Annotated in this window: 18 protein-coding genes; 3 read left to right on the top strand and 15 right to left on the bottom strand. The window is 43.0% G+C overall.

The features are described from left to right. Window positions 1–34: 34 nt before the first annotated feature. The 9 genes from clpX to RTX25_RS00790 form a co-directional block, all read right to left on the bottom strand. Window positions 35–1,285, bottom strand: a complete 1,251-nt coding sequence (clpX, locus tag RTX25_RS00750; protein ID WP_312649386.1) for an ATP-dependent Clp protease ATP-binding subunit ClpX — start codon at window positions 1,283–1,285, stop codon at window positions 35–37. A gap of 160 nt (window positions 1,286–1,445) precedes the next feature. After that, complete coding sequence (gene clpP, locus RTX25_RS00755) at window positions 1,446–2,042, bottom strand: ATP-dependent Clp endopeptidase proteolytic subunit ClpP (RefSeq protein WP_312649388.1); 597 nt, start codon at window positions 2,040–2,042, stop codon at window positions 1,446–1,448. 288 nt (window positions 2,043–2,330) lie between these two features. Continuing rightward, window positions 2,331–3,722: a trigger factor gene (gene tig / locus RTX25_RS00760; RefSeq protein ID WP_312649390.1), complete on the bottom strand. Its 1,392-nt coding sequence runs from the start codon at window positions 3,720–3,722 to the stop codon at window positions 2,331–2,333. Between the two features lie 81 nt (window positions 3,723–3,803). After that, window positions 3,804–4,589, bottom strand: coding sequence for a sugar phosphate isomerase/epimerase (locus tag RTX25_RS00765; protein WP_312649392.1), 786 nt, complete (start codon window positions 4,587–4,589; stop codon window positions 3,804–3,806). A gap of 101 nt (window positions 4,590–4,690) precedes the next feature. Then, window positions 4,691–5,491 carry a hypothetical protein gene (locus tag RTX25_RS00770; protein WP_312649394.1) on the bottom strand — a complete coding sequence of 267 codons (801 nt, stop codon included), beginning with the start codon at window positions 5,489–5,491 and terminating at the stop codon, window positions 4,691–4,693. A 9-nt stretch (window positions 5,492–5,500) separates the two neighbouring features. Next, on the bottom strand, window positions 5,501–5,656 hold the full coding sequence (locus RTX25_RS00775) for a hypothetical protein (RefSeq protein WP_312649396.1): 156 nt from the start codon (window positions 5,654–5,656) through the stop codon (window positions 5,501–5,503). Further along, on the bottom strand, window positions 5,653–6,798 hold the full coding sequence (gene thiI / locus RTX25_RS00780; RefSeq protein ID WP_312649397.1) for a tRNA uracil 4-sulfurtransferase ThiI: 1,146 nt from the start codon (window positions 6,796–6,798) through the stop codon (window positions 5,653–5,655). The genes RTX25_RS00775 and thiI overlap by 4 nt, the downstream gene beginning before the upstream one ends. 1 nt (window position 6,799) lies before the next feature. Then, entirely contained in the window at window positions 6,800–7,930 is a 1,131-nt protein-coding gene (locus RTX25_RS00785; RefSeq protein WP_312649399.1) for a cysteine desulfurase family protein, read from the bottom strand. Between the two features lie 48 nt (window positions 7,931–7,978). Then, window positions 7,979–9,133 carry an alanyl-tRNA editing protein gene (locus RTX25_RS00790; protein WP_312649401.1) on the bottom strand — a complete coding sequence of 385 codons (1,155 nt, stop codon included), beginning with the start codon at window positions 9,131–9,133 and terminating at the stop codon, window positions 7,979–7,981. Between the two features lie 253 nt (window positions 9,134–9,386). On the opposite strand from RTX25_RS00790, the gene RTX25_RS00795 reads away from it, so the two are divergent. The 3 genes from RTX25_RS00795 to RTX25_RS00805 all read left to right on the top strand — a co-directional run bounded on the left by RTX25_RS00795 (window position 9,387) and on the right by RTX25_RS00805 (window position 11,863). Then, window positions 9,387–9,752, top strand: coding sequence for a PspC domain-containing protein (locus RTX25_RS00795; RefSeq protein ID WP_312649402.1), 366 nt, complete (start codon window positions 9,387–9,389; stop codon window positions 9,750–9,752). Window positions 9,753–9,910: 158 nt separating this feature from the next. After that, entirely contained in the window at window positions 9,911–10,213 is a 303-nt protein-coding gene (locus tag RTX25_RS00800) for a hypothetical protein (protein ID WP_312649404.1), read from the top strand. Window positions 10,214–10,243: 30 nt separating this feature from the next. Beyond that, window positions 10,244–11,863, top strand: a complete 1,620-nt coding sequence (locus RTX25_RS00805) for an AarF/ABC1/UbiB kinase family protein (protein WP_312649406.1) — start codon at window positions 10,244–10,246, stop codon at window positions 11,861–11,863. An 88-nt stretch (window positions 11,864–11,951) separates the two neighbouring features. Here the strand turns inward: RTX25_RS00805 and RTX25_RS00810 are convergent, their stop codons facing one another. From RTX25_RS00810 to RTX25_RS00835, 6 genes are all read right to left on the bottom strand, one after another. Then, complete coding sequence (locus tag RTX25_RS00810; RefSeq protein ID WP_312649408.1) at window positions 11,952–12,407, bottom strand: hypothetical protein; 456 nt, start codon at window positions 12,405–12,407, stop codon at window positions 11,952–11,954. Window positions 12,408–12,565: 158 nt separating this feature from the next. Then, window positions 12,566–13,819 (bottom strand): helix-turn-helix transcriptional regulator, encoded by a 1,254-nt coding sequence (locus RTX25_RS00815; protein WP_312649410.1) that lies wholly within the window; start codon window positions 13,817–13,819, stop codon window positions 12,566–12,568. Next, complete coding sequence (locus RTX25_RS00820; RefSeq protein WP_312649411.1) at window positions 13,819–15,114, bottom strand: helix-turn-helix transcriptional regulator; 1,296 nt, start codon at window positions 15,112–15,114, stop codon at window positions 13,819–13,821. The genes RTX25_RS00815 and RTX25_RS00820 overlap by 1 nt, the downstream gene beginning before the upstream one ends. Before the next feature lie 312 nt (window positions 15,115–15,426). Continuing rightward, on the bottom strand, window positions 15,427–16,071 hold the full coding sequence (locus tag RTX25_RS00825; protein ID WP_312649413.1) for a ribonuclease H family protein: 645 nt from the start codon (window positions 16,069–16,071) through the stop codon (window positions 15,427–15,429). Window positions 16,072–16,178: 107 nt separating this feature from the next. Beyond that, window positions 16,179–17,282: a DUF1232 domain-containing protein gene (locus RTX25_RS00830; protein WP_312649415.1), complete on the bottom strand. Its 1,104-nt coding sequence runs from the start codon at window positions 17,280–17,282 to the stop codon at window positions 16,179–16,181. 126 nt (window positions 17,283–17,408) lie between these two features. After that, window positions 17,409–18,383 (bottom strand): rhomboid family intramembrane serine protease, encoded by a 975-nt coding sequence (locus tag RTX25_RS00835; RefSeq protein ID WP_312649417.1) that lies wholly within the window; start codon window positions 18,381–18,383, stop codon window positions 17,409–17,411. Window positions 18,384–18,404: the final 21 nt, after the last annotated feature.

The raw sequence follows: 18,404 nt of genomic DNA on the forward strand, positions 1-18,404 counted from the left end.
TAAAATGGACAAACCTTTCGGTCTGCCCATCTAGTTATGCTGTTTCTTCGTTATCTTTGATTGCTTTTCGATATAGGATTTCCGGAGATTTTGTCTTTATGGTGTCTCCGTGGATGATGACCTTTTCTATAGACTCGTCAGAAGGCACATCAAACATGACTTCCTTCATGATGTCTTCCAGTATGGATCTTAATCCTCTTGCGCCTGTGTTTCTCTTGATGGCTTCTTCTGCAATGGAGAACAGGGATTCTTCAGTGAATTCCAGCTCCACGTTGTCCATCTCGAACAGTTTCTTGTACTGCTTGACCAGTGAATTCTTCGGCTTGCCGAGAATTTCCACAAGAGCCGCTTTATCAAGACTGTTCAGTGTGACCACGATCGGCACTCTGCCGACGAACTCCGGTATAAGACCGAATTTCAGAAGATCTCCTGGAAGAATTTCTTCAAGTGTCTTCCCTACATTCTTTTCATGCTTGGACTGAATATCCGCACCGAATCCGATGCTGGATTTCTGTGTTCTCTTTTCGATGATCTTTTCAATCCCGTCAAAAGCACCACCCACGATGAATAGAATATTTGTGGTATTGATCTGAAGCAGCTCCTGATGAGGATGCTTTCTTCCACCCTGAGGCGGAACCGAAGCTACCGTTCCCTCAAGAATCTTAAGAAGCGCCTGCTGGACGCCTTCTCCCGATACATCACGTGTGATGGACGGATTTTCCGATTTTCTTGCGATCTTGTCGATCTCATCGATATATACAATTCCTCTTTCCGCTTTTTCCACATCATAATCTGCATTCTGGATGAGCTTCAGAAGGATATTTTCAACATCTTCTCCCACGTACCCTGCTTCAGTCAGTGTTGTCGCATCGGCGATCGCAAAGGGCACTTCAAGGAATCTTGCCAGAGTCTGGGCAAGAAGTGTCTTACCTGAACCTGTCGGTCCCAGAACTAGAATGTTGGACTTTGAAAGTTCCACATCATTCTTCTTTGGGTAGTTGATTCTCTTATAATGGTTGTAAACCGCAACGGCCAGCGATTTCTTGGCTGACTCCTGACCAATGACATACTGGTCCAGATGCGCCTTGATTTCCTGGGGCTTCGGAAGCTTGGTAAAGTCATGCTCATTTTTCTCTGTAAGCTCTTCAGCCACGATTTCTGAGCAAAGCTCGATACACTCGTCACAGATATATACGCCCGGTCCTGCGATCAGCCTTTTAACCTGATCCTGGCTCTTTCCGCAGAATGAACATTTCAGTAGATTTTTATCTTCAAATTTTGCCATTTTTTCACCTCTTTATCTTGAACACCTGCAGTTCTTCGCTGCAGTTCCTGACATTGCTCTCAGGAAGTTCCCATTTCCTCGTCCTCGCTATCTACTAACTCCATGGGCGTCTTGATTTGGATTGTTCTTATCCTATTCTACCATTACAGAGAGAAAACCTCTACGGTTTTACTGCAGTGTGCTTTTCAAGTATGCTGTCGATCAGGCCATATGAAATCGCCTGGTCTGCACCCATAAAGTTGTCTCGTTCCACATCGTTCTTGATGACTTCAATCGGCTGTCCTGTTCTCTCGGACATGATTCTGTTCATCTTGTCCTTGATCTGAAGGATTCTTCTTGCATGAATCTCGATATCTGTAGCCTGACCCTGATATCCGCCTAGTGGCTGATGAATCATGATTTCGCTGTTTGGCAGAGCAAATCTCTTGCCTTTTGCACCGGCTGTCAGAAGGAATGCACCCATGGATGCAGCCATACCGACACAGATTGTTGCCACGTCGGACTTGATATAGTTCATTGTATCAAAAATCGCCATTCCTGCCGTGATGGATCCTCCAGGACTGTTGATGTAAAGATATATGTCCTTGTCCGGATCTTCGCTCTCCAGGAAAAGCAGCTGAGCCACAACAAGGTTTGCTGTAACATCGTTGATTTCACCTGAAAGCATGATGATTCTATCTTTTAAAAGCCTTGAGAAAATATCGTATGATCTTTCTCCTCTATTGGTCTGTTCTACTACCATTGGTACTAAACTCATTTTATTCCCTCCATTACTTTAAAACTTAATTTATCGTATGTCCCAGTATACCTAAAATTAATTAAATTCTACTTAAAGAATAGGTTAATTAATTTTAAACAATTTAATTGTACCTCTTATTCTACACCAACGTGGCACAAAATCAAATACCCTGGTATTCATAGTGATAGAAATATTGCCAGAGAATCCAAGTCCCTGGCAATATGAACTCATTATATAAGGGATGCTTCCGTCTATATTATCCTTTTCTTTCAGGAACATATACCGGAATCACCTGATGTCGGTCAATTATTCGTGATCGTGACCTTCGTGGTCATGGCCTTCATGGTCATGCCCTTCGTGGTCTTCATGATCGTCATGTCCATGGTCATGGCTTACAGTGATCTCTTTTTCGGTAACCTTTGCAGATTCCAGAAGAAGTTCAAATACCTTGGCAGTTGTCACTTCCATCTCAAGATCTTTTCTGTTGTTCTTCATGAGCATTTCTCTCAGCTCTTCCTTCTGATCGCCATACATCTTTGTGATTTCATCAGCCTTGGCATTCACCTCCTCTTCAGAAGCTTCAATGCCTTCCTTTTCGACGATCGCTTCAATCAGCAGGTCATTCTTCACAACGTTCTTTGCATTGTCTCTGAACATATCTCTGATCGCGCTCTCATTCTGGCCGGTCATCTGAAGGTACATTTCCTTGGAAATTCCCTGCTGCTGGATTCTCTGTTCGAAATCTCTGACCAGTCTGTCTATGCTTGATTCAATCATAGCTTCTGGAATGTCGATTTCAGCCTTTTCAGCAAGTGCCTTGATGAGGTTGTTGTTCAGCTCGCCCTTGGCTCTTGCTGCAGCGTCTTCTTCAAGACCTTCTCTTATGCTGGCTTTAAGTTCTTCAAGTGTTTCAAATTCTGATACTTCTGATGCGAATTCATCATCAACTTCAGGGAATTCCTTACCCTTGATGTCAAGAACTTCTACATCAAACTCTGCATCCTTGCCCTTAACTTCTTCTGCCTGATAGTCTTCTGGGAATGTGACCTTGACGACCTTCTTGTCTCCGACCTTTGAGCCGATCAGCTGATCTTCAAAGTCTCCGATGAACATTCCGGATCCGATTTCAAGTTCGAAATTGTCGCCTTTTCCACCTTCAAATTCCACTCCGTCAACCTTACCGTTGAAGTTGATGACTGCAATGTCTCCCTTTGCAAGTTCAGCACCTTCTGGCTTGGATTCGATTCTTCCGTTTCTTTCAACCAGGTGCTCGATTTCATGATCGATGTCATGGTCTGTCACCTTGATTACAGGCTTCTCAACTTCCAGCCCCTTGTACTCTGGCAGGTCGAATTCTGGGTATACTTCGACTTCTGCAGTATAGACGAAGTCCTTGCCTTCTTCCATCTGTGTGATGTCGATCTTTGGATAGTCTATTGGCTTGATTCCCGCTTCTTCAATAGCCTGTGGATATGAATCATTCAGCAGAAAATCGCTGGCATCGTCAAACAGAACTTCTATTCCGTAGAACTGCTTTACGATGGCAATAGGAGCCTTCCCCTTTCTGAATCCCTGTACGTTCAGATTCTTCACGTTCTTCTTGTAAGACTTTCTGATTGCCTCGTCAAGCTTTGCAGCCTCTACAGTCACTTCCAGTTTCACCTTTTTTGCATCTACTTTTTCATGCGTTACGTTCATTAATGATATCCTCCTATACCCGATAAGGGTTTGTTTTCAAACTTATAATATTATAAATGAAATGACTAAGCATTTCAATGACTATGGTGTTAATCTTTCCAGATATCTCATGCTTTCCACAAGATCATCCAAAGTGTCATAGTTCTCCTTATACACTTCGATGATTCCCGGACCCTTGTAACCTAAGGATTCTACCCGTCTGAAGAGCTCTGTGAAATCAAAGTTTCCGCTTCCTGGAAGAAGACATGAATTTATTGTGTCGTGATCGTTAAGATGAAGATTCATAAGATCTTCGCCGTAGACATCAAGATATTCATAAGGACTTCTGCCTGCTTTTACCGCCTGCTTCACATCAAGCGTGTACTTAAGTGGTCCCTTTACACTGTCCTTAAGTCGTCTGAGATATTCAAGGTCTCCTGACAGGCACCAGGATACATTCTCCTGAGCGAGAGCGATGCCCTGGACATTCGCTTCATAGACCATTTTCTCATATACATACACGATGTCCTTGAAGGTCATGTTCTTGTGGGGTCTCTTCACCAGTCCGTGAAAGGTGTAGGCTTCTGCTCCAAGGATCTTCGCAAACTTCAGAAAATCCTGATAGATCCTGAAAAAATCGTCCTTTCTCCTCTCATAGGCATCAAAGAGATAGGGTTCGAAAGCTGAGCTTACCGTGTGCACGGATCTGATTCTGACGTCTTCCTCATTCATGATGCTTCTCAGTTTCAGCGCATAGTCTTCGGTAAACTCAAAGAAGCTGTTCGCAAAAACCTCGAATACCTTGAACCCCTTTCGGGATAAGAGCTTCACCGCGTCCTCCGTGAGGACCTCAGGATAAAATATTGCCGTTGAAATTCCGATTTCCAAATATCATCACATCTTTTCATTCATTCTACTCTTGTCTTTTCAAGACAAAAAGGACATCGGGATTTCTATACTGATGTCCTTTTCATTATACTATGTTTTTCCTATTCCTGTACGATCTTATAATCAGGTGTCAGGTAATAGGTCTTTCCTTCTTTCTCGTAGGCAAGACCTTTCTCGGTGGAATCCTTCAGAACAACATCTGTGCCGAATACACTCTGAAAATTCTTATAGGAAAGAGGATTGAGCTCAACGATATAGAGGAATCTTCTTTCATCAAACCACGGCAGCTGGGACATGTAGACTACAGTGTCTTCATCCAGAAACCTTGGCTGTTCTCCCCACACAAATTCACCGTTGTATTTTGCCAGAATCTGCTCTTTGGTTGCAGAATAGGTTTTGTCCTTCTTGGTATAGACCTTATAAGTGATATCTTTGACATTTCCATTGATATCCACAAGGAAAAGATCCTGAGTCTTACTGTCGAGGATAACCGCCTGATTTCCTGCTGGTGAGAGATCACTTTCCATACCGTTCAGTTCAAGATCAGGAGAGAAGGTCTTAACGCCGTTTTCTTCCAGAATCTCAAGAGATACCGCCTCACTTCCTGGCAGAACCGCGGTGACATAGACTTTTTCCGCCACCGGTTCTTCTTCTACAGGCGTTTCCGCTTCTTCATTGATAACAGTTTCGGGAAGCTGTTCCAGAATCTCTTCCTTCTGAACTTCTTCCTGTGCTATATCCTGTCTTACCTTTTCGATCATCTCCATGATCGGTTTTCTGAATATGAGTATCAAAGCGGCCAAAAGGACGATGAAAAACAGAAGATTTCTGAAAAACCTCTTTCTCCTCTGTCTCTTTTCGTATTTGCTGCTGAATATACTTGTCTTGGACATCCTTCTCATGTGCACTCCTTATTTCTTGATGGGTATTCCACCTTTGCCGCATCCGCAGCCTGAGCCGCTTTCACCAGGTTTTTTATCCTTGCAGCAGGTTTTTTTCTCCACCACGTAGTTTTCCGTGTAATCCTCGTAATCATAACCGTCTTTCAGAAGGTCTTGCGTCATCATAATACAAACACCTCAGTTCCTTCGATCGCTCTTTCCACCAGTTCGTCGCTGCTTAGTGCCTCTTCATGCTTTTTGATATACTGAAGCTTAGGCTTGGTTACAGGATGTTTCGGTACGAAAATCGTGCAGCAGTCTTCATAAGGGAGTATGGATGTTTCGTAGGTTCCGATTTTTCTTGAGATTTCCATGATGTCACCTTTATCCATGGCGACAAGCGGCCGAAATACCGGTCTGTCTCCTGCATCATCTGAAACCACAAGGGCTTCCATTGTCTGGGATGCCACCTGTCCGATGCTCTCGCCTGTAGTCACGCTCTGGACATTATATTTTTCTGCCAGTGCACATGCACATTTCATCATAAATCTTCTCATGATGATGGTCAGCTCATTCTCCGGACACTTGTCCATGATTGCCATCTGGATTTCTGTGAAAGGCACCACATGCAGGATAACCTTACCTGTATATTCCGAAAGTATGGCTGCAAGGTCTTTGACCTTGTCCTTGGCCTTCTCGGATGTATAAGGATGACTGTGGTAATAGGCTGCATGGATCTCGATTCCTCTTTTCGCCATAAGGAAGCCTGCTACAGGAGAATCGATACCGCCTGAGAGCATGAGCATAGTGCTGCCGTTTATGCCGTAAGGCATTCCGCCGATTCCTTTTTCCTTGGAAACATAGACGTAAGCCATGTCACGGATTTCAATCTCCACAGCTTGGTCCGGATTTCTGATCTCCACATGATACCCGGTGGTATTTTTCAGAATGTGCGCACCGACAAGAGCTGAAAACTCCATGGAGTTCATAGGGAACTCTTTGTTCGCTCTCTTTGTGATCACTTTGAACGAGGTTCCTTCAGGATGACTCTTCATGACGGAAAGTGCAAGTTCCTTGATTTTCTCAATGTCTCTTTCCGTCTGAACCACTGTACAGACCTCATAGACACCGAATACCTTCTTCACTTTCTCTCTGATGCTTGAAACGTCTTCTGCCTGGATGAACCAGCGGTTCTGGTCGATATAGAAGGAATACTCTTCTTCCTTCAGTACATTCTTGATGTTTTCCTTCAGCTTCTTCTCGAATCTTCCTCTGTTTAAGCCTTTAAGGAAAATCTCGGATGCATATTTTATCAGTATTAGTTCCACACTAATTCCTCCTTAGAAATTTCACTGCTTCTTTAATGGTTTCTGCTGCATATCTCACTTCTTCAGCAGTCGTTCTTTCTTCAAAACTCAGTCTGATGCTGCCCTTGATCTCTTTATCCTTAAGACCCAGTGCAAGCAGGACATGAGAGTCTTTGGTGTCTTTGGATGTACAGGCTGAACCTGTAGAAACATAGACGCCTTTATCACTGAGATAATGAAGGAGGACTTCTCCTTTCATCCCCGGTATGGAAATGCTGAGAATATAGGGTGAACTGCTTTCTGTATCAGAATTCACTTTCAAGCCGTCAATGCTTCCTAGCTCATCTGCTATGATTTTTCTCAGCCCTTCGACATGCCTTCGGTTCTCTTCCATTTCGCTCTGCTTGAGGGTAACCGCTTCCGAAAAACCGACAATGGACGGAACATTCACTGTTCCGGCTCTGAAGCCTCTCTCCTGCTCGCCACCGATAAGGAGTGAGTGTGGCCTCTGCCCTTTTCTGACAAAGATGAATCCGCAGCCTTTAGGACCGTGAACTTTATGTGCCGATACGGTCATAAAGTCGATATCCATTTTTCTGACATCTATCGGAAACTTCTGGTATCCCTGTACCGCATCCACGTGAAACTTTGCCCTTGAGCTCTTTTTCCTGATGATCTTTGAAATCACTTCGGGGTCATGGAGGGCACCCGTTTCATTATTGACCATCATGATGGAGACAAGAGCGGTATTTTTGTTCACCTTCTCTTCCAGATCCTTAAGGTCGATCTGCCCCCATTCATCAACGGAAAGAAAGTCTACCTTCACGCCCTGAGTCTGTGCATATTCCATCACCCTCAGTACACTTGGATGTTCTATTTTTGTGGTGATAAAATGTGCGCCATCCTTAATAAAGGCCTTTATGATATGATTGTTTCCTTCCGATGCACCTGAGGTGAAGATGATCTCTTCGCCCGCTGCACCGATTGTGGCTGCAATTTTCTTTCTTGCCTTTTCCAGAACATCCTCAGCATCTCTTCCGATCTTATGGATCGAACCCGGATTGCCGTAGACTTCCTTAAGCGCTTCTGTCATGGCTGAAATGACTTCAGGTCTCACCTTTGTCGTCGCAGCATTATCTAAATAAGCTTCCATTCTATCACCTTCATATTAATTCACTGATTTACTTTATCACAACATCCCTTAAATCTCAAGCCGAAGCAGAGATTCATAGATTTTACTGATAAAGGGACTGATCTCTTCGGGAAGTTCGATGACACCCTGCTGAAGAGTCGCTCCGCCGCCACCTCTGAACCTGAACTCTTCTCTTGCCTTTTTTATGATCTCTTTTGCATCTGCCTTTTTACCTGTAAAGACAAATATTCTGCCATCTGGCCGGTAAAATACAGCGATCTTCCCTTTATTCACCATATGGCTGCCGATACTTCTGATCAGCTCGTCATCATGAGGGGTTTCTTCCACGACGACATCATCCTGATAAGTCTCTGCAATGGCTTCCGCTAGCTGATTCATAAGAACGGCGGTCTGTTTCCTGTAGTCGTCGCGCTCCTGCACCAGGCTACGGACACGGAAGGGCAGTTCGTCAAGATTGACCTCCAGTTCCTTCTTAAGAAGAGATACCGTCTCTTCCATTTCAGAGATGTAATGGAAAGCTCTGTCTCCCGCCATATAATAGATTCTGCTTCCGCCTTTATATTTTTCCACGGCTGTAATTTTGAATAGTCTCATTTCCTTTAAAGACCGGACATGAGTTCCCCCGCAGCCGCACCAGTCGATCTTGCCGATCTGGACAATACGGATGTTGGAATCCACTTGCACATCTTTTCTTAAGGGAATATCACCCAGGTTCCACTTGTCACGGTAATATGCAGACACCGGAAGATCTTCTCCGATAAAATCATTTACCGCTTTCTCCGTCTGAAGAATGATCTCCTCTTTGACTTCCACATCAGTATCGATTGTGGAATATGCCCTGCCCATATGAAAGCTTACGGTCTCAATGCCGAAACTGTCCTTGAGGACAGCGGTGAGCACATGCTGAGCGGTATGCTGGATACTGTGGTCATTCCTTCTCTCTTTACTGATGGTGCATTCCACAGGCATATTGATGGTCAGTCCTGAGAACGAGGCAAGCTTATGATAGATCTCCTCATCATCAGCAAAGACATCCAGCACTTCATATCCGTTTATGGTCCCCTGATCTGCCGGCTGCCCGCCACCTTCAGGATAGAAATAGGTATTCTTGAGGGTGATGAGCACCCCGTCCTTTTCTTCACTTACAGACTTTATTCTAGAGGAAAAATTAAGGACATCCTGATCGGTCTGATAAAGCTTCACAAAAACCACTCCCATACGATATTATCATCCCCTATTGTACCATTATTCAAAAATGGGTGCATAAGATATTGTTTTAAAACTCTGCACATCCTTGTTTCATCTGGTCTATATTTCAGAAGAATCTTCTTTCTTTCGATCACGATTTTAATCCCATTTAAATAAATATCACGAGAATCTTAATTTCGTTTTAATTTAACTGTCTTATAATGACTTCAATGAACAATAAGAATGAGAAAAAAGAGGGGAAAGAAAGATGGAGAAAAGATTATATAAAAACACCGACAACAAAATGATTTCAGGTGTACTTGCAGGATTTGCGGACTATTTGGGCATCGATGCTACTGTGCTGAGAATCGGATATGTGCTGCTCAGCATCGTCATGGAAGGATTCCCAGGCCTTATCCTATATATCGTGCTGGCCATTGTCATGCCGGAGATGAATGCAGAGGACAGGCAGAGAAAAGCCTACAATAAGGAAAATGCATATCGAAACAACGATACAAGCTATGGTTCTAAACCTTATACCGATGCAGACTACAAGGAAACGACAGATTCCACTGAGCCGGACAGCAAATACAAGAAATCAGGCGGTTCCTATACTCCTGATGACAGAGAATAATGCCATAAGCCCATTTTACGAAAGCGTAAAATGGGCTTTTTCTGTTCAAGGTCTATACCCCCTTCATAACTTAATATTAATTTCACACTCTCTTAAGGGTTTTGATTTATAATATCAATAAACAGAATATTAAAATATCATACTGGGAGGAAAAATAAATGGAAGAATTAAGAAAACTGCTGCTTACAACTGTCGGTGCCGCCGCGCTGAGTATGGAAAAGATCGACAGCACGGTAACAGAGCTCATCGAAAAGGGAAAGCTCAGTGTCAAAGAGGGCAAGGAGCTGAGAGAAGAACTCATCAGAAAAAAGAAAGAGGCTGAGGTTGAAGCTCTGACAAAGGAGGATCTTGACCGCATCATCGAATCCCTTAACTATGCGGGAAAACGAGAAGTCGAACTTCTGGAAGAAAGAGTGGCAAGACTTGAAGAACAGATCCAGGAACTGCTAGACAGACCATAACAAAATCTTCAGCACGAGGTGGTATTCCTGATGAGTGAAAACCGTGGCGTATATCGTAAAAAACGTTTCAGGGAGATCGTGAGGGTCCTTGCTTCCTATGGATTCGGTCATATCCTGCATACAAAATTCAGACACGAAAAACTGAAGAATGATCCGGAAAACCTGAGGCTGGTCTTCGAAGAGCTTGGACCGACTTTTATTAAAATCGGACAGATTCTTTCCACAAGACCGGATATTCTACCTGTGGAGTATATCAGCGAACTCTCGAAACTGCAGGATAATGCGCCCCATTTTCCTTATGAAACGGTGAAAATGATCATCGAGGAGGAACTGAAGAGACCCATGGACGAGATCTTCTCGTCAATAGAGGAAATACCCATGGCGTGCGCCTCGGTTGCGCAGGTGCACAAGGCACAGCTCAAAGACGGTAGAAAGGTGATCGTGAAAGTTCAGAGGCCGGATATCGAGGAAAGTCTTATAGAAGACATCAATATTCTCATCGCAATTGTCCGAAGAGCGCCGAATACTCTACGCGATGTACTTCTTGATCCCGTGGAAGCGTTGGAGGAGATTCTGGAGACGACAAAGATTGAACTGGATTTCAGAAACGAAGTGAACCATATGCTGAGATTCAAGGAGGAGAATTCTTCGATCAGATGTATCAGCACCCCTTACGTTTTTATGAACCTTTCCACCAAAAGAATTGTGGTTCTGGAAGAGATCGAAGGAATCAAGATCAGCGATACACAGCTCCTCATCGAAGCAGGCTATGAGCCTCTGGATGTCGGGCGAAAACTTGTGCTTTCGTATCTCTATCAGCTCTTCAGCAACGGTTTTTTCCATGGTGATCCCCATCCAGGCAATCTCATCATAAAGGAAGGCAAAATCTACTATATTGATTTCGGAATCATGGGTACCCTGAATCCGAGAACAAGGGCCTCAATCAATGAACTTCTCCAGGCAATGGTGAAAAGAGATATCGGTCAGCTCGTGAATCTCATCATGGATCTTGCAGAGCAGAAAGGACCCGTGGACAAGAATGTCCTTTACGAAGATATTGAATACATCATCCATTACTATCTTCAGTCGACCCTTAAGAACATAGAGGTTTCCAGGCTTTTTATGGATCTTTTCAATGCCGCACGAAAAAACAATCTGAAACTTCCGAAGGAATTCACAACGCTGCTTAAATCTCTTCTGATCCTTGAGGGTGTCCTCAGCGAAATCGCACCGGATCTCAGCATCTTGGAAATCTCCAGAGATTATCTCAAGGAAGATCACAAAATCAGCCTTCTTCCGGATTTCTCACTGGATACGCTTTCCCTTCACGCCTATACTCTAGTCAAGGAATCCCTGAAGATTCCCGTCAGCATACAGACCATTCTGGACAACTTCATCAGCGGAAGAGGAAAGGTCAAACTGGACATCGTGAATTTTGACACTCGATGGGTGGATTTCAATAAAATGATCAACCGTGTTGTATTTGCCGTGGTTGTCTCCGCCATCATCATCGCTTCCGCATTGATTATCAGAAGCGGTGACGGGCCAAACTACAACGGAATCAGCATCGTAGGAATGATGGGCTTCGGCCTGGCAGGTCTTCTCGGTTTATGGCTGCTCATCTCCATTCTTAAATCCGGTAATATTTAGTTAGAATGATGCCATCTTTCATATGAAAAAGGAGCCGAAAAAAATCCGGCTCCTTTTATTTCTGATCAGATATCATTCCATGCTTTTGTCAGTTTCCTTCCCAGCTTAACCCCGCCATCGCTTCATAGAGCTCTTTTGAAGTTGCAGCAAATCTTTCAGAACCGATCCTCATGGCAAAAGAAGTCATATCCTTGTCAATGATGGCATGGAAGCCTTTTTCTGTTCTGCCCTGCTGAACAAATACAGCCCGATCAAGTCTCAGATTCTCTTCCTGTGACCATCTCACAGAAACACCCTCACCTTCTATTTTGTATCCGTTCATGAGAATGTCACCTTCAAACACCTGTCTGTCTTTTGATAGTCTGTCTTTCAGGACCTTTCCAAAAAAATGCACGACTGACTTCCCTTCCTCTTCACCGTCTCTGTAGATGGTTACAGAAATGGATTTCTCGATCTCTTTCTCATTCATCAGCTTTGAAAATACAGATAACCCGGCAATAAGCACAATAACCAGGACAGTAGCCGCTTTTAGCGTATTCTTCATCCTATCCTCCAGAAATCTCAATTTATTCATTCACATCAGTTATTTTCTTTACTATATTATAGAACATCGACAGGATATATTCTATATCTCAGAATATAATAAAAGTGCTCAAGGACTGATTCACAGCTCTTAAGCACTTCATATTATTTGGTTAATGATTAAACATGGGCTTCAGTCTGAATACTCATACTGAAGTATCGGATCGCTTCTTCCTTCTTGTCCATCTTGTAATAGACATTGGCGAGGTCTCTATAACGCTTCGCCAGTTCCCTTGTTCTGCCTTTTTTTATCAGCATGTCCAGTGAAACACTGAGGTAGGTTTCCGCCATATTGAAGTTTCCGCTCTCTGCAAGAAGGATTCCTTTAAAATAATAGGCTCTTTCCACACAGTTCGGATTCTGATTTTCTATGGCCGCATTGACTACCATATCCACATACTTTGATGCTTCCTCGTAATGTCCTGCTCCCACAAATTTATTCATGGCATCCATGATCATTTCGATATTATCGGACATTTTATCTGGAGAGATGATCTTTGCAGCTTCAGCCATTTCTTTATAGGCTCTTTCTGTATCTCCTTTATCCAGGAGCTTCACTGCCAGAAAGTACTTTGCCCTCGCATGCATCTCCGGATATTCCTTGAGGTATTCATCAATCTTGTCATAACTCTCCTTCAGATCCTCAGATGTGGAAATGAGGCAGTATAGAAGATGAATCTGTCCTTTGGTCGCATCATTTTTTGTAATCTCCAGAAGCTCTTTCACATAGGGCAGGTATTTCTTGGCTTCCTCGTAATCTTCCATGTAGACAAGGCAGCTCACCGTCATGAACGGAATCTGAAGCCTTGCTTCCTGATCGATGGAATCAGGAAGTGTATAGAAATTGCTCATGAGGTAATTGAGAAATACCAGAGCATTCTCGAATTCTGAGGTTGTATACAGATACTTTGCCATGGTGAGGCAATACAGATACTGAGTCTCTGCGTTGACGATATTGATGTAGGTTCTGTATAAATTCGAGATTTCTACATTGAGCTCCTCGATCTTTCCTTTTTCGATATAATAGTCAACAAGCTGTATTCTGGCGAGAAAGGTCTGATGAGAAAGTTTATTGTTTTCAGTGACCTTGATGAGACCTTTGACGTCTTTCTCATAAGTCTTTGTAAACATGTTTTCCGACAGCTTTTTCAGCTGGTCCGTCACTTCCTGAATGATGTCCTTTTTCAGACTCTCTTTTTCGATGCCCAGTCTTTTTGCCACCAGATCAAGAATCCATTCTTCCGCCTGAACCTTGTCATTCTCGATGGTACTCATCTTTGACACGGAAATCTCTGACCCGCAGAGGGCTTTTAGGGTCATGCCTCTTTTGACACGTGCTCTTCTGATTTTTTCACCTGTGCTGAGTATTTCCATTACTGATTAACCCCCTCTTGATGCATAATTTCCATGGATTTTTCCAGCAGTTTATAAGAATCTATATTCTTACCCTTCTCCAGATAGAACTTAGCCATTAGAAGCATGATTTCTGATTCCTGTTCTTTCAGTTTCTTTTCTCTTGCGATATTGAGTGCAAGGATGAGATTATTCACCGCACCTCTTGTATTTTTGAAAATCGACTCGATTCTTGACTTCACTCGGTAGAGCTTGATGTTTCCTGAGAAATCTTCTTCCAGGATCATTCGATCCAGATAGGAAAGAATCTCATAGGAAGCTTCTTTTTTATTGAGATGCGCATAGCACTCTGCCATGTGCAGGTAAACTTCTGATAATTTATTCTGGTTTTTATTGTAGAAATTCTCGGCTTTACTGTAGTGGACGATGGCTTCCTGATATTCATCAAAGTCTTCGTAGAGGATGCCAAGGTTCAGCTCGATTTCTCCCATTTCCTCTTCTTCCTCGAAAGTATGGAAAATCTGAAGAGACATGGTGGAATACTTAAGCGCTTCCTCAAAGTTCCCTTCCAGTTCATTCTTCTCTGCAAGTCTTGTCAGAAACTGACCATACGCTCTTTTGTCCGACATGATCTCGAATTTTTCATTTGCTTTAGCGGTATATTCTCTGCTCTTTTCCAGATTACCGATTTTCTTATAGGCAACTGCAAGATAGAAATACACTTTTGCAAGCATAATTTCATCCGTAAGGATACCCTCTACAAAAAGGGCTTCAGATTTATGGAAATAACTGATGGCCATAGGTAATGATTCCTGTTCCATGCAGGTTTTGGCAACCAGCATGAAGTTATCGATGTATGAACCTTTAAAGCTGTGTGTAGAATAGATGATGTTGCATTGGAACAGGTAGTCAAAAGCTCTGGTGAAGTTCTTCTTTCTGATCTCCAGCATGCCTTTGAGATAGAGGTTCCTTGCTTTAGGCAGGATCAGATTATATTTTTCAATATATCGGTCACCCTTTTCAATGTACTTTGAAGCTTTATCAAACTCCTCGAGTTCAATGCTGATTTCAGCCATCTGACTGAAATAATTGCAGATCCGGTCAGCCTGGGTTGTTTCGGACTCCATAAAATACTCTACGGAAATATCCAGAGTATCAGCCAGATAATCCAGAAGATCCATGGACGGATTAGATTTGCTTGATTCAACAAGGCTGATCTGTCCAGGTGTGACTCTGTTACCCGCTACATCTTTCAGAGTCATATTTAATTCTTTTCGCCTTTTTTTAACCTTTTCGCCTAATGATAGCACTTCCATAAACATCTCTCCTACAACGTAAATTTCCATTTTTATTATAACATATAATAGAACTAGAATAACCCAAATAATTTACTTATTGACACATTTTTCATCATATTATCGTCAAAAAATGAGTGAGAATTAATAAAAAGGCTAAAAAGATGCAATAAATATTAAGATGATTCACAATGAAAATGCCCGAATACGCAAAAAAAAGAGAAGGTTTCCTGTGCTTTCAGTCTCCCGCTCTTTATTTGGATCGAATTGGCTTTTTCAAAAACATTTAGTGTTCATGCACTTTATTTAGGTTTCTATCAATATAATAAGCACTTATCCCTTTGAAAATGCGCTTTTCGCAATTTCATCTGCCCGGTCATTGAAGCGGTCACCGCTGTGACCTTTAACCTTCATAAACTTTACAGTCAAATCCGTGCGCATATTCTGATAAAAAGAATGATACCCTTGTGTCAGCGGATTATTTCTTTTCCAGGTTCCGATAGCCCAGCTTTCTATTCCCTGATAGTCAAAATAAAGCGTAAGATACTTAAATCCGTTTTCTTTCGCATAGGTCATCGCTTTCATGGCACCAAGGACTTCACCTGCAACATTTCTCATGGCGCTGTATTCACCTTTGACCGCTTCGCATTCAGAATGAATTTCTTCTCCTTCATGGACCACGACCATGCCATAGGCATATCTTTCTGAGCTGAGTTCATAGCTCCCATCCACATAGATGACAACCCCATCAGGATTGTGTTCCTTCTTCTCCGCCGGCGCTATGGACACCTCGGTGTTCATAGGATCTGGAAGATCCTGTCCATGTATTTTTATAAATTCAAGGGCTTCATCTCTTGATGGAAAGCTTTTGAACTTGACCCCTTTGGCTCCGGTGACCTCTCTCTTGCAGGCATCCCAGCTCGTAAGAATCATCGGTTTTCTGGAATGTCCGTCCAGTACGGCATAAAATTTTCCCACAGTAAAACTCCTCATAAAAAGGAGCCAGAAGCTCCTTTCAACTTTTATATTTCTTTCATTCTACATGATGAATCCCTAAACGGTCCAGTCTCGTGTCCATTGAAATTTTATACATCTGTTTTCAGAACCGGTTCAAAAATCGGATCCAGCTCCGGAACAGGCACTTCACCTTCCGGGATGAGATAGGCTTCATCGCTTAAGTAGGATCTCTTCCTCTTTTCGAGGTTTTCATCCACAAAGCCGTACACCTGATTGAGTGTTCTTGCAGGTGTGAAACTCATGATCTTTCCGATATTCTCTTTTACAAGCTTCAGGGTTCTTAAATCTCCCTGCCAGTGCTTCACAAGTATCGGAACCGGAATCTTGTTCATGATGTAGTTTGCGCCGAAGAAAAGGATTGCGATATCATCCATCTTTCCGATGATCGGCAGTTTGCTCGGCAGAAAGTCCATTGGAACGAGAGGATATCCGAAAGTGAAGGCTATGATGACCTTGTCTCTCTTTGTCACCCTCTTGTCCTTCATGAGCCTGAGTGCAAGAGCATACATGTCCGGTAGGATCATGGCATACTTCGTCGCGCTCTTTTTATCATAAGGAACCTTGTTCATGATCATTTCTCTGAACTCCGAATAGGAATCGTCCGTCCGCTCAATCTTAGCTAGACCGTCGTTGAAAGCTTTCAGCTTTCGTTCCTCTTCTTCTCTTAAGATTCTTTCTTCTTCTTCACTTTCTTTGTTGGCTTCTGCCTGCATGGCCTCCACGTCTGCCGCGATTCCTTTCAGTCTCAGAGACAGAATACCGTTCTCCATAAGGAAGTGTTCCACGGTGAGGTGCACATGAGGCACCTTCTGCAGAGCTTCATCAATATTCACGGAAAGCGCCTTATCTTCATAGGAGAGGCCCATATCCTCCGCTTTTTTAGCAGCGGTTTTGGAGGCCAGATTAAGAGCGAATTTCGGAATACCGATCTTAAGCACCTTAACTCGTTCAATCTTCAGTTTCATGACATTGTCGAAAACACTCAGGATTCTGACTCTTGCCAGAAACGGAATGCTGATCCCCTTCTTGTAGCTGCCCTCTATTTCGATGAAATTGTCATCCAGTCTGATGTCTTTGAAAGTCAGCTCTGGAACCTTCGGTTCGACCAGAGTTCTGAGGTCATACATAATATCTTCTGCACTTAAAGTTGTTGTAACGGATGTTACTCTCATAAATTTGTCTCCTTCCAATTTTTCTTGAAAGCTTTTACATTTCATATTTGAGTTTATTATAGCAACTTATCCTCTTCTTAGGATGAATCGCATAAAATATTTCAATTAACTTAACAATTGAGTGCACTAGAGTACCTCATTCTCCTTCGGTTTAAGCGAGCGCTCGATCATCACGATGATGAAAGTGATCGCAACTCCCCCGATCAGTCCACCGATGTGACCGAAATTATCAATATTACTGGAAGAAAAGCCGGAAAACAGATTGATCGCAAGAACAATCATGATTCTTGAAAACATGGGTTTCATGGATTTCTGTCTGCCGAAAAGAGCAATGATGAGAATTGCGCCAAGCAGTCCGAAAATAGCCCCCGATGCGCCTACGGCAACATTGGGCGTATAGAGATAGCTCATATAGCCGCCTGTTATGGCCGAGACTGTATAGATGAGAATCAACCTCCACCTGCCCATGGCTTCTTCCACGATCTTTCCAAGGGCAAACAGTGCATACATGTTGAACAGGATATGCATGAAGTCCGCATGCAGAAACGCGGAGGTGAAGAGTCTGTAATACTGTCCCTGATCAATGAGTTCATTGACTTTAGCACCATACTCCACAAGCACGAAGATGTTGATGTCAAGACTTCCTGATACAGCTGCCGTAATCCCGTAAATCAGTATATTCAGGAACATGATGGAAAGAGTGATCACCATGGACATGAGTGTAAATTTCTTTTTCACCATTGTACTTTTCGTCAGGACTGAACGCGAAACATCATCAAACCCGTAAAACTCCCCTTCTGAATTCACATAGACTTCAGAGTAGTTGGGCAGATTTTCCTTAAGCGGCGCTGCATGCCCGCCTGTAAAGACAATATTGAGCACATAGGCCGGAATCCTGTTCATCCTGGCATGATTCATGAATGCAAGGAGATTTTCATCCTCTTTGCCCAGACGGGAAAAAATGACGGCAAGATAGCCGTTTTTGATGGGTGTATATAAATAGAAACCTAAATCCTCTTCAATGGCTCTGAACTCTTCAAGGAAAAATCCTTTCTGGTCCACAAGAAGAGCTATGGTCTCCTGAATCACTTTATTGATCATGGAAAAAACCTCCCGGAAATC

This window comes from Proteiniclasticum sp., from assembly GCF_032054185.1.
Taxonomy (GTDB): domain Bacteria; phylum Bacillota; class Clostridia; order Clostridiales; family Clostridiaceae; genus Proteiniclasticum.

Excerpts from the sequence above, each read along its gene's own strand:
- RTX25_RS00795 (WP_312649402.1), top strand. The coding sequence starts at position 9,387 with ATGGAGAAAAGATTATATAAAAACACCGACAACAAAATGATTTCAGGT.
- clpX (WP_312649386.1), bottom strand. The coding sequence starts at position 1,285 with ATGGCAAAATTTGAAGATAAAAATCTACTGAAATGTTCATTCTGCGGA.
- tig (WP_312649390.1), bottom strand. The coding sequence starts at position 3,722 with ATGAACGTAACGCATGAAAAAGTAGATGCAAAAAAGGTGAAACTGGAA.
- RTX25_RS00785 (WP_312649399.1), bottom strand. The coding sequence starts at position 7,930 with ATGGAAGCTTATTTAGATAATGCTGCGACGACAAAGGTGAGACCTGAA.
- clpP (WP_312649388.1), bottom strand. The coding sequence starts at position 2,042 with ATGAGTTTAGTACCAATGGTAGTAGAACAGACCAATAGAGGAGAAAGA.
- RTX25_RS00830 (WP_312649415.1), bottom strand. The coding sequence starts at position 17,282 with ATGAGAGTAACATCCGTTACAACAACTTTAAGTGCAGAAGATATTATG.
- RTX25_RS00775 (WP_312649396.1), bottom strand. The coding sequence starts at position 5,656 with ATGATGACGCAAGACCTTCTGAAAGACGGTTATGATTACGAGGATTAC.
- RTX25_RS00835 (WP_312649417.1), bottom strand. The coding sequence starts at position 18,383 with ATGATCAATAAAGTGATTCAGGAGACCATAGCTCTTCTTGTGGACCAG.
- RTX25_RS00820 (WP_312649411.1), bottom strand. The coding sequence starts at position 15,114 with ATGGAAGTGCTATCATTAGGCGAAAAGGTTAAAAAAAGGCGAAAAGAA.
- RTX25_RS00810 (WP_312649408.1), bottom strand. The coding sequence starts at position 12,407 with ATGAAGAATACGCTAAAAGCGGCTACTGTCCTGGTTATTGTGCTTATT.
- RTX25_RS00770 (WP_312649394.1), bottom strand. The coding sequence starts at position 5,491 with ATGAGAAGGATGTCCAAGACAAGTATATTCAGCAGCAAATACGAAAAG.
- RTX25_RS00815 (WP_312649410.1), bottom strand. The coding sequence starts at position 13,819 with ATGGAAATACTCAGCACAGGTGAAAAAATCAGAAGAGCACGTGTCAAA.
- RTX25_RS00805 (WP_312649406.1), top strand. The coding sequence starts at position 10,244 with ATGAGTGAAAACCGTGGCGTATATCGTAAAAAACGTTTCAGGGAGATC.
- RTX25_RS00800 (WP_312649404.1), top strand. The coding sequence starts at position 9,911 with ATGGAAGAATTAAGAAAACTGCTGCTTACAACTGTCGGTGCCGCCGCG.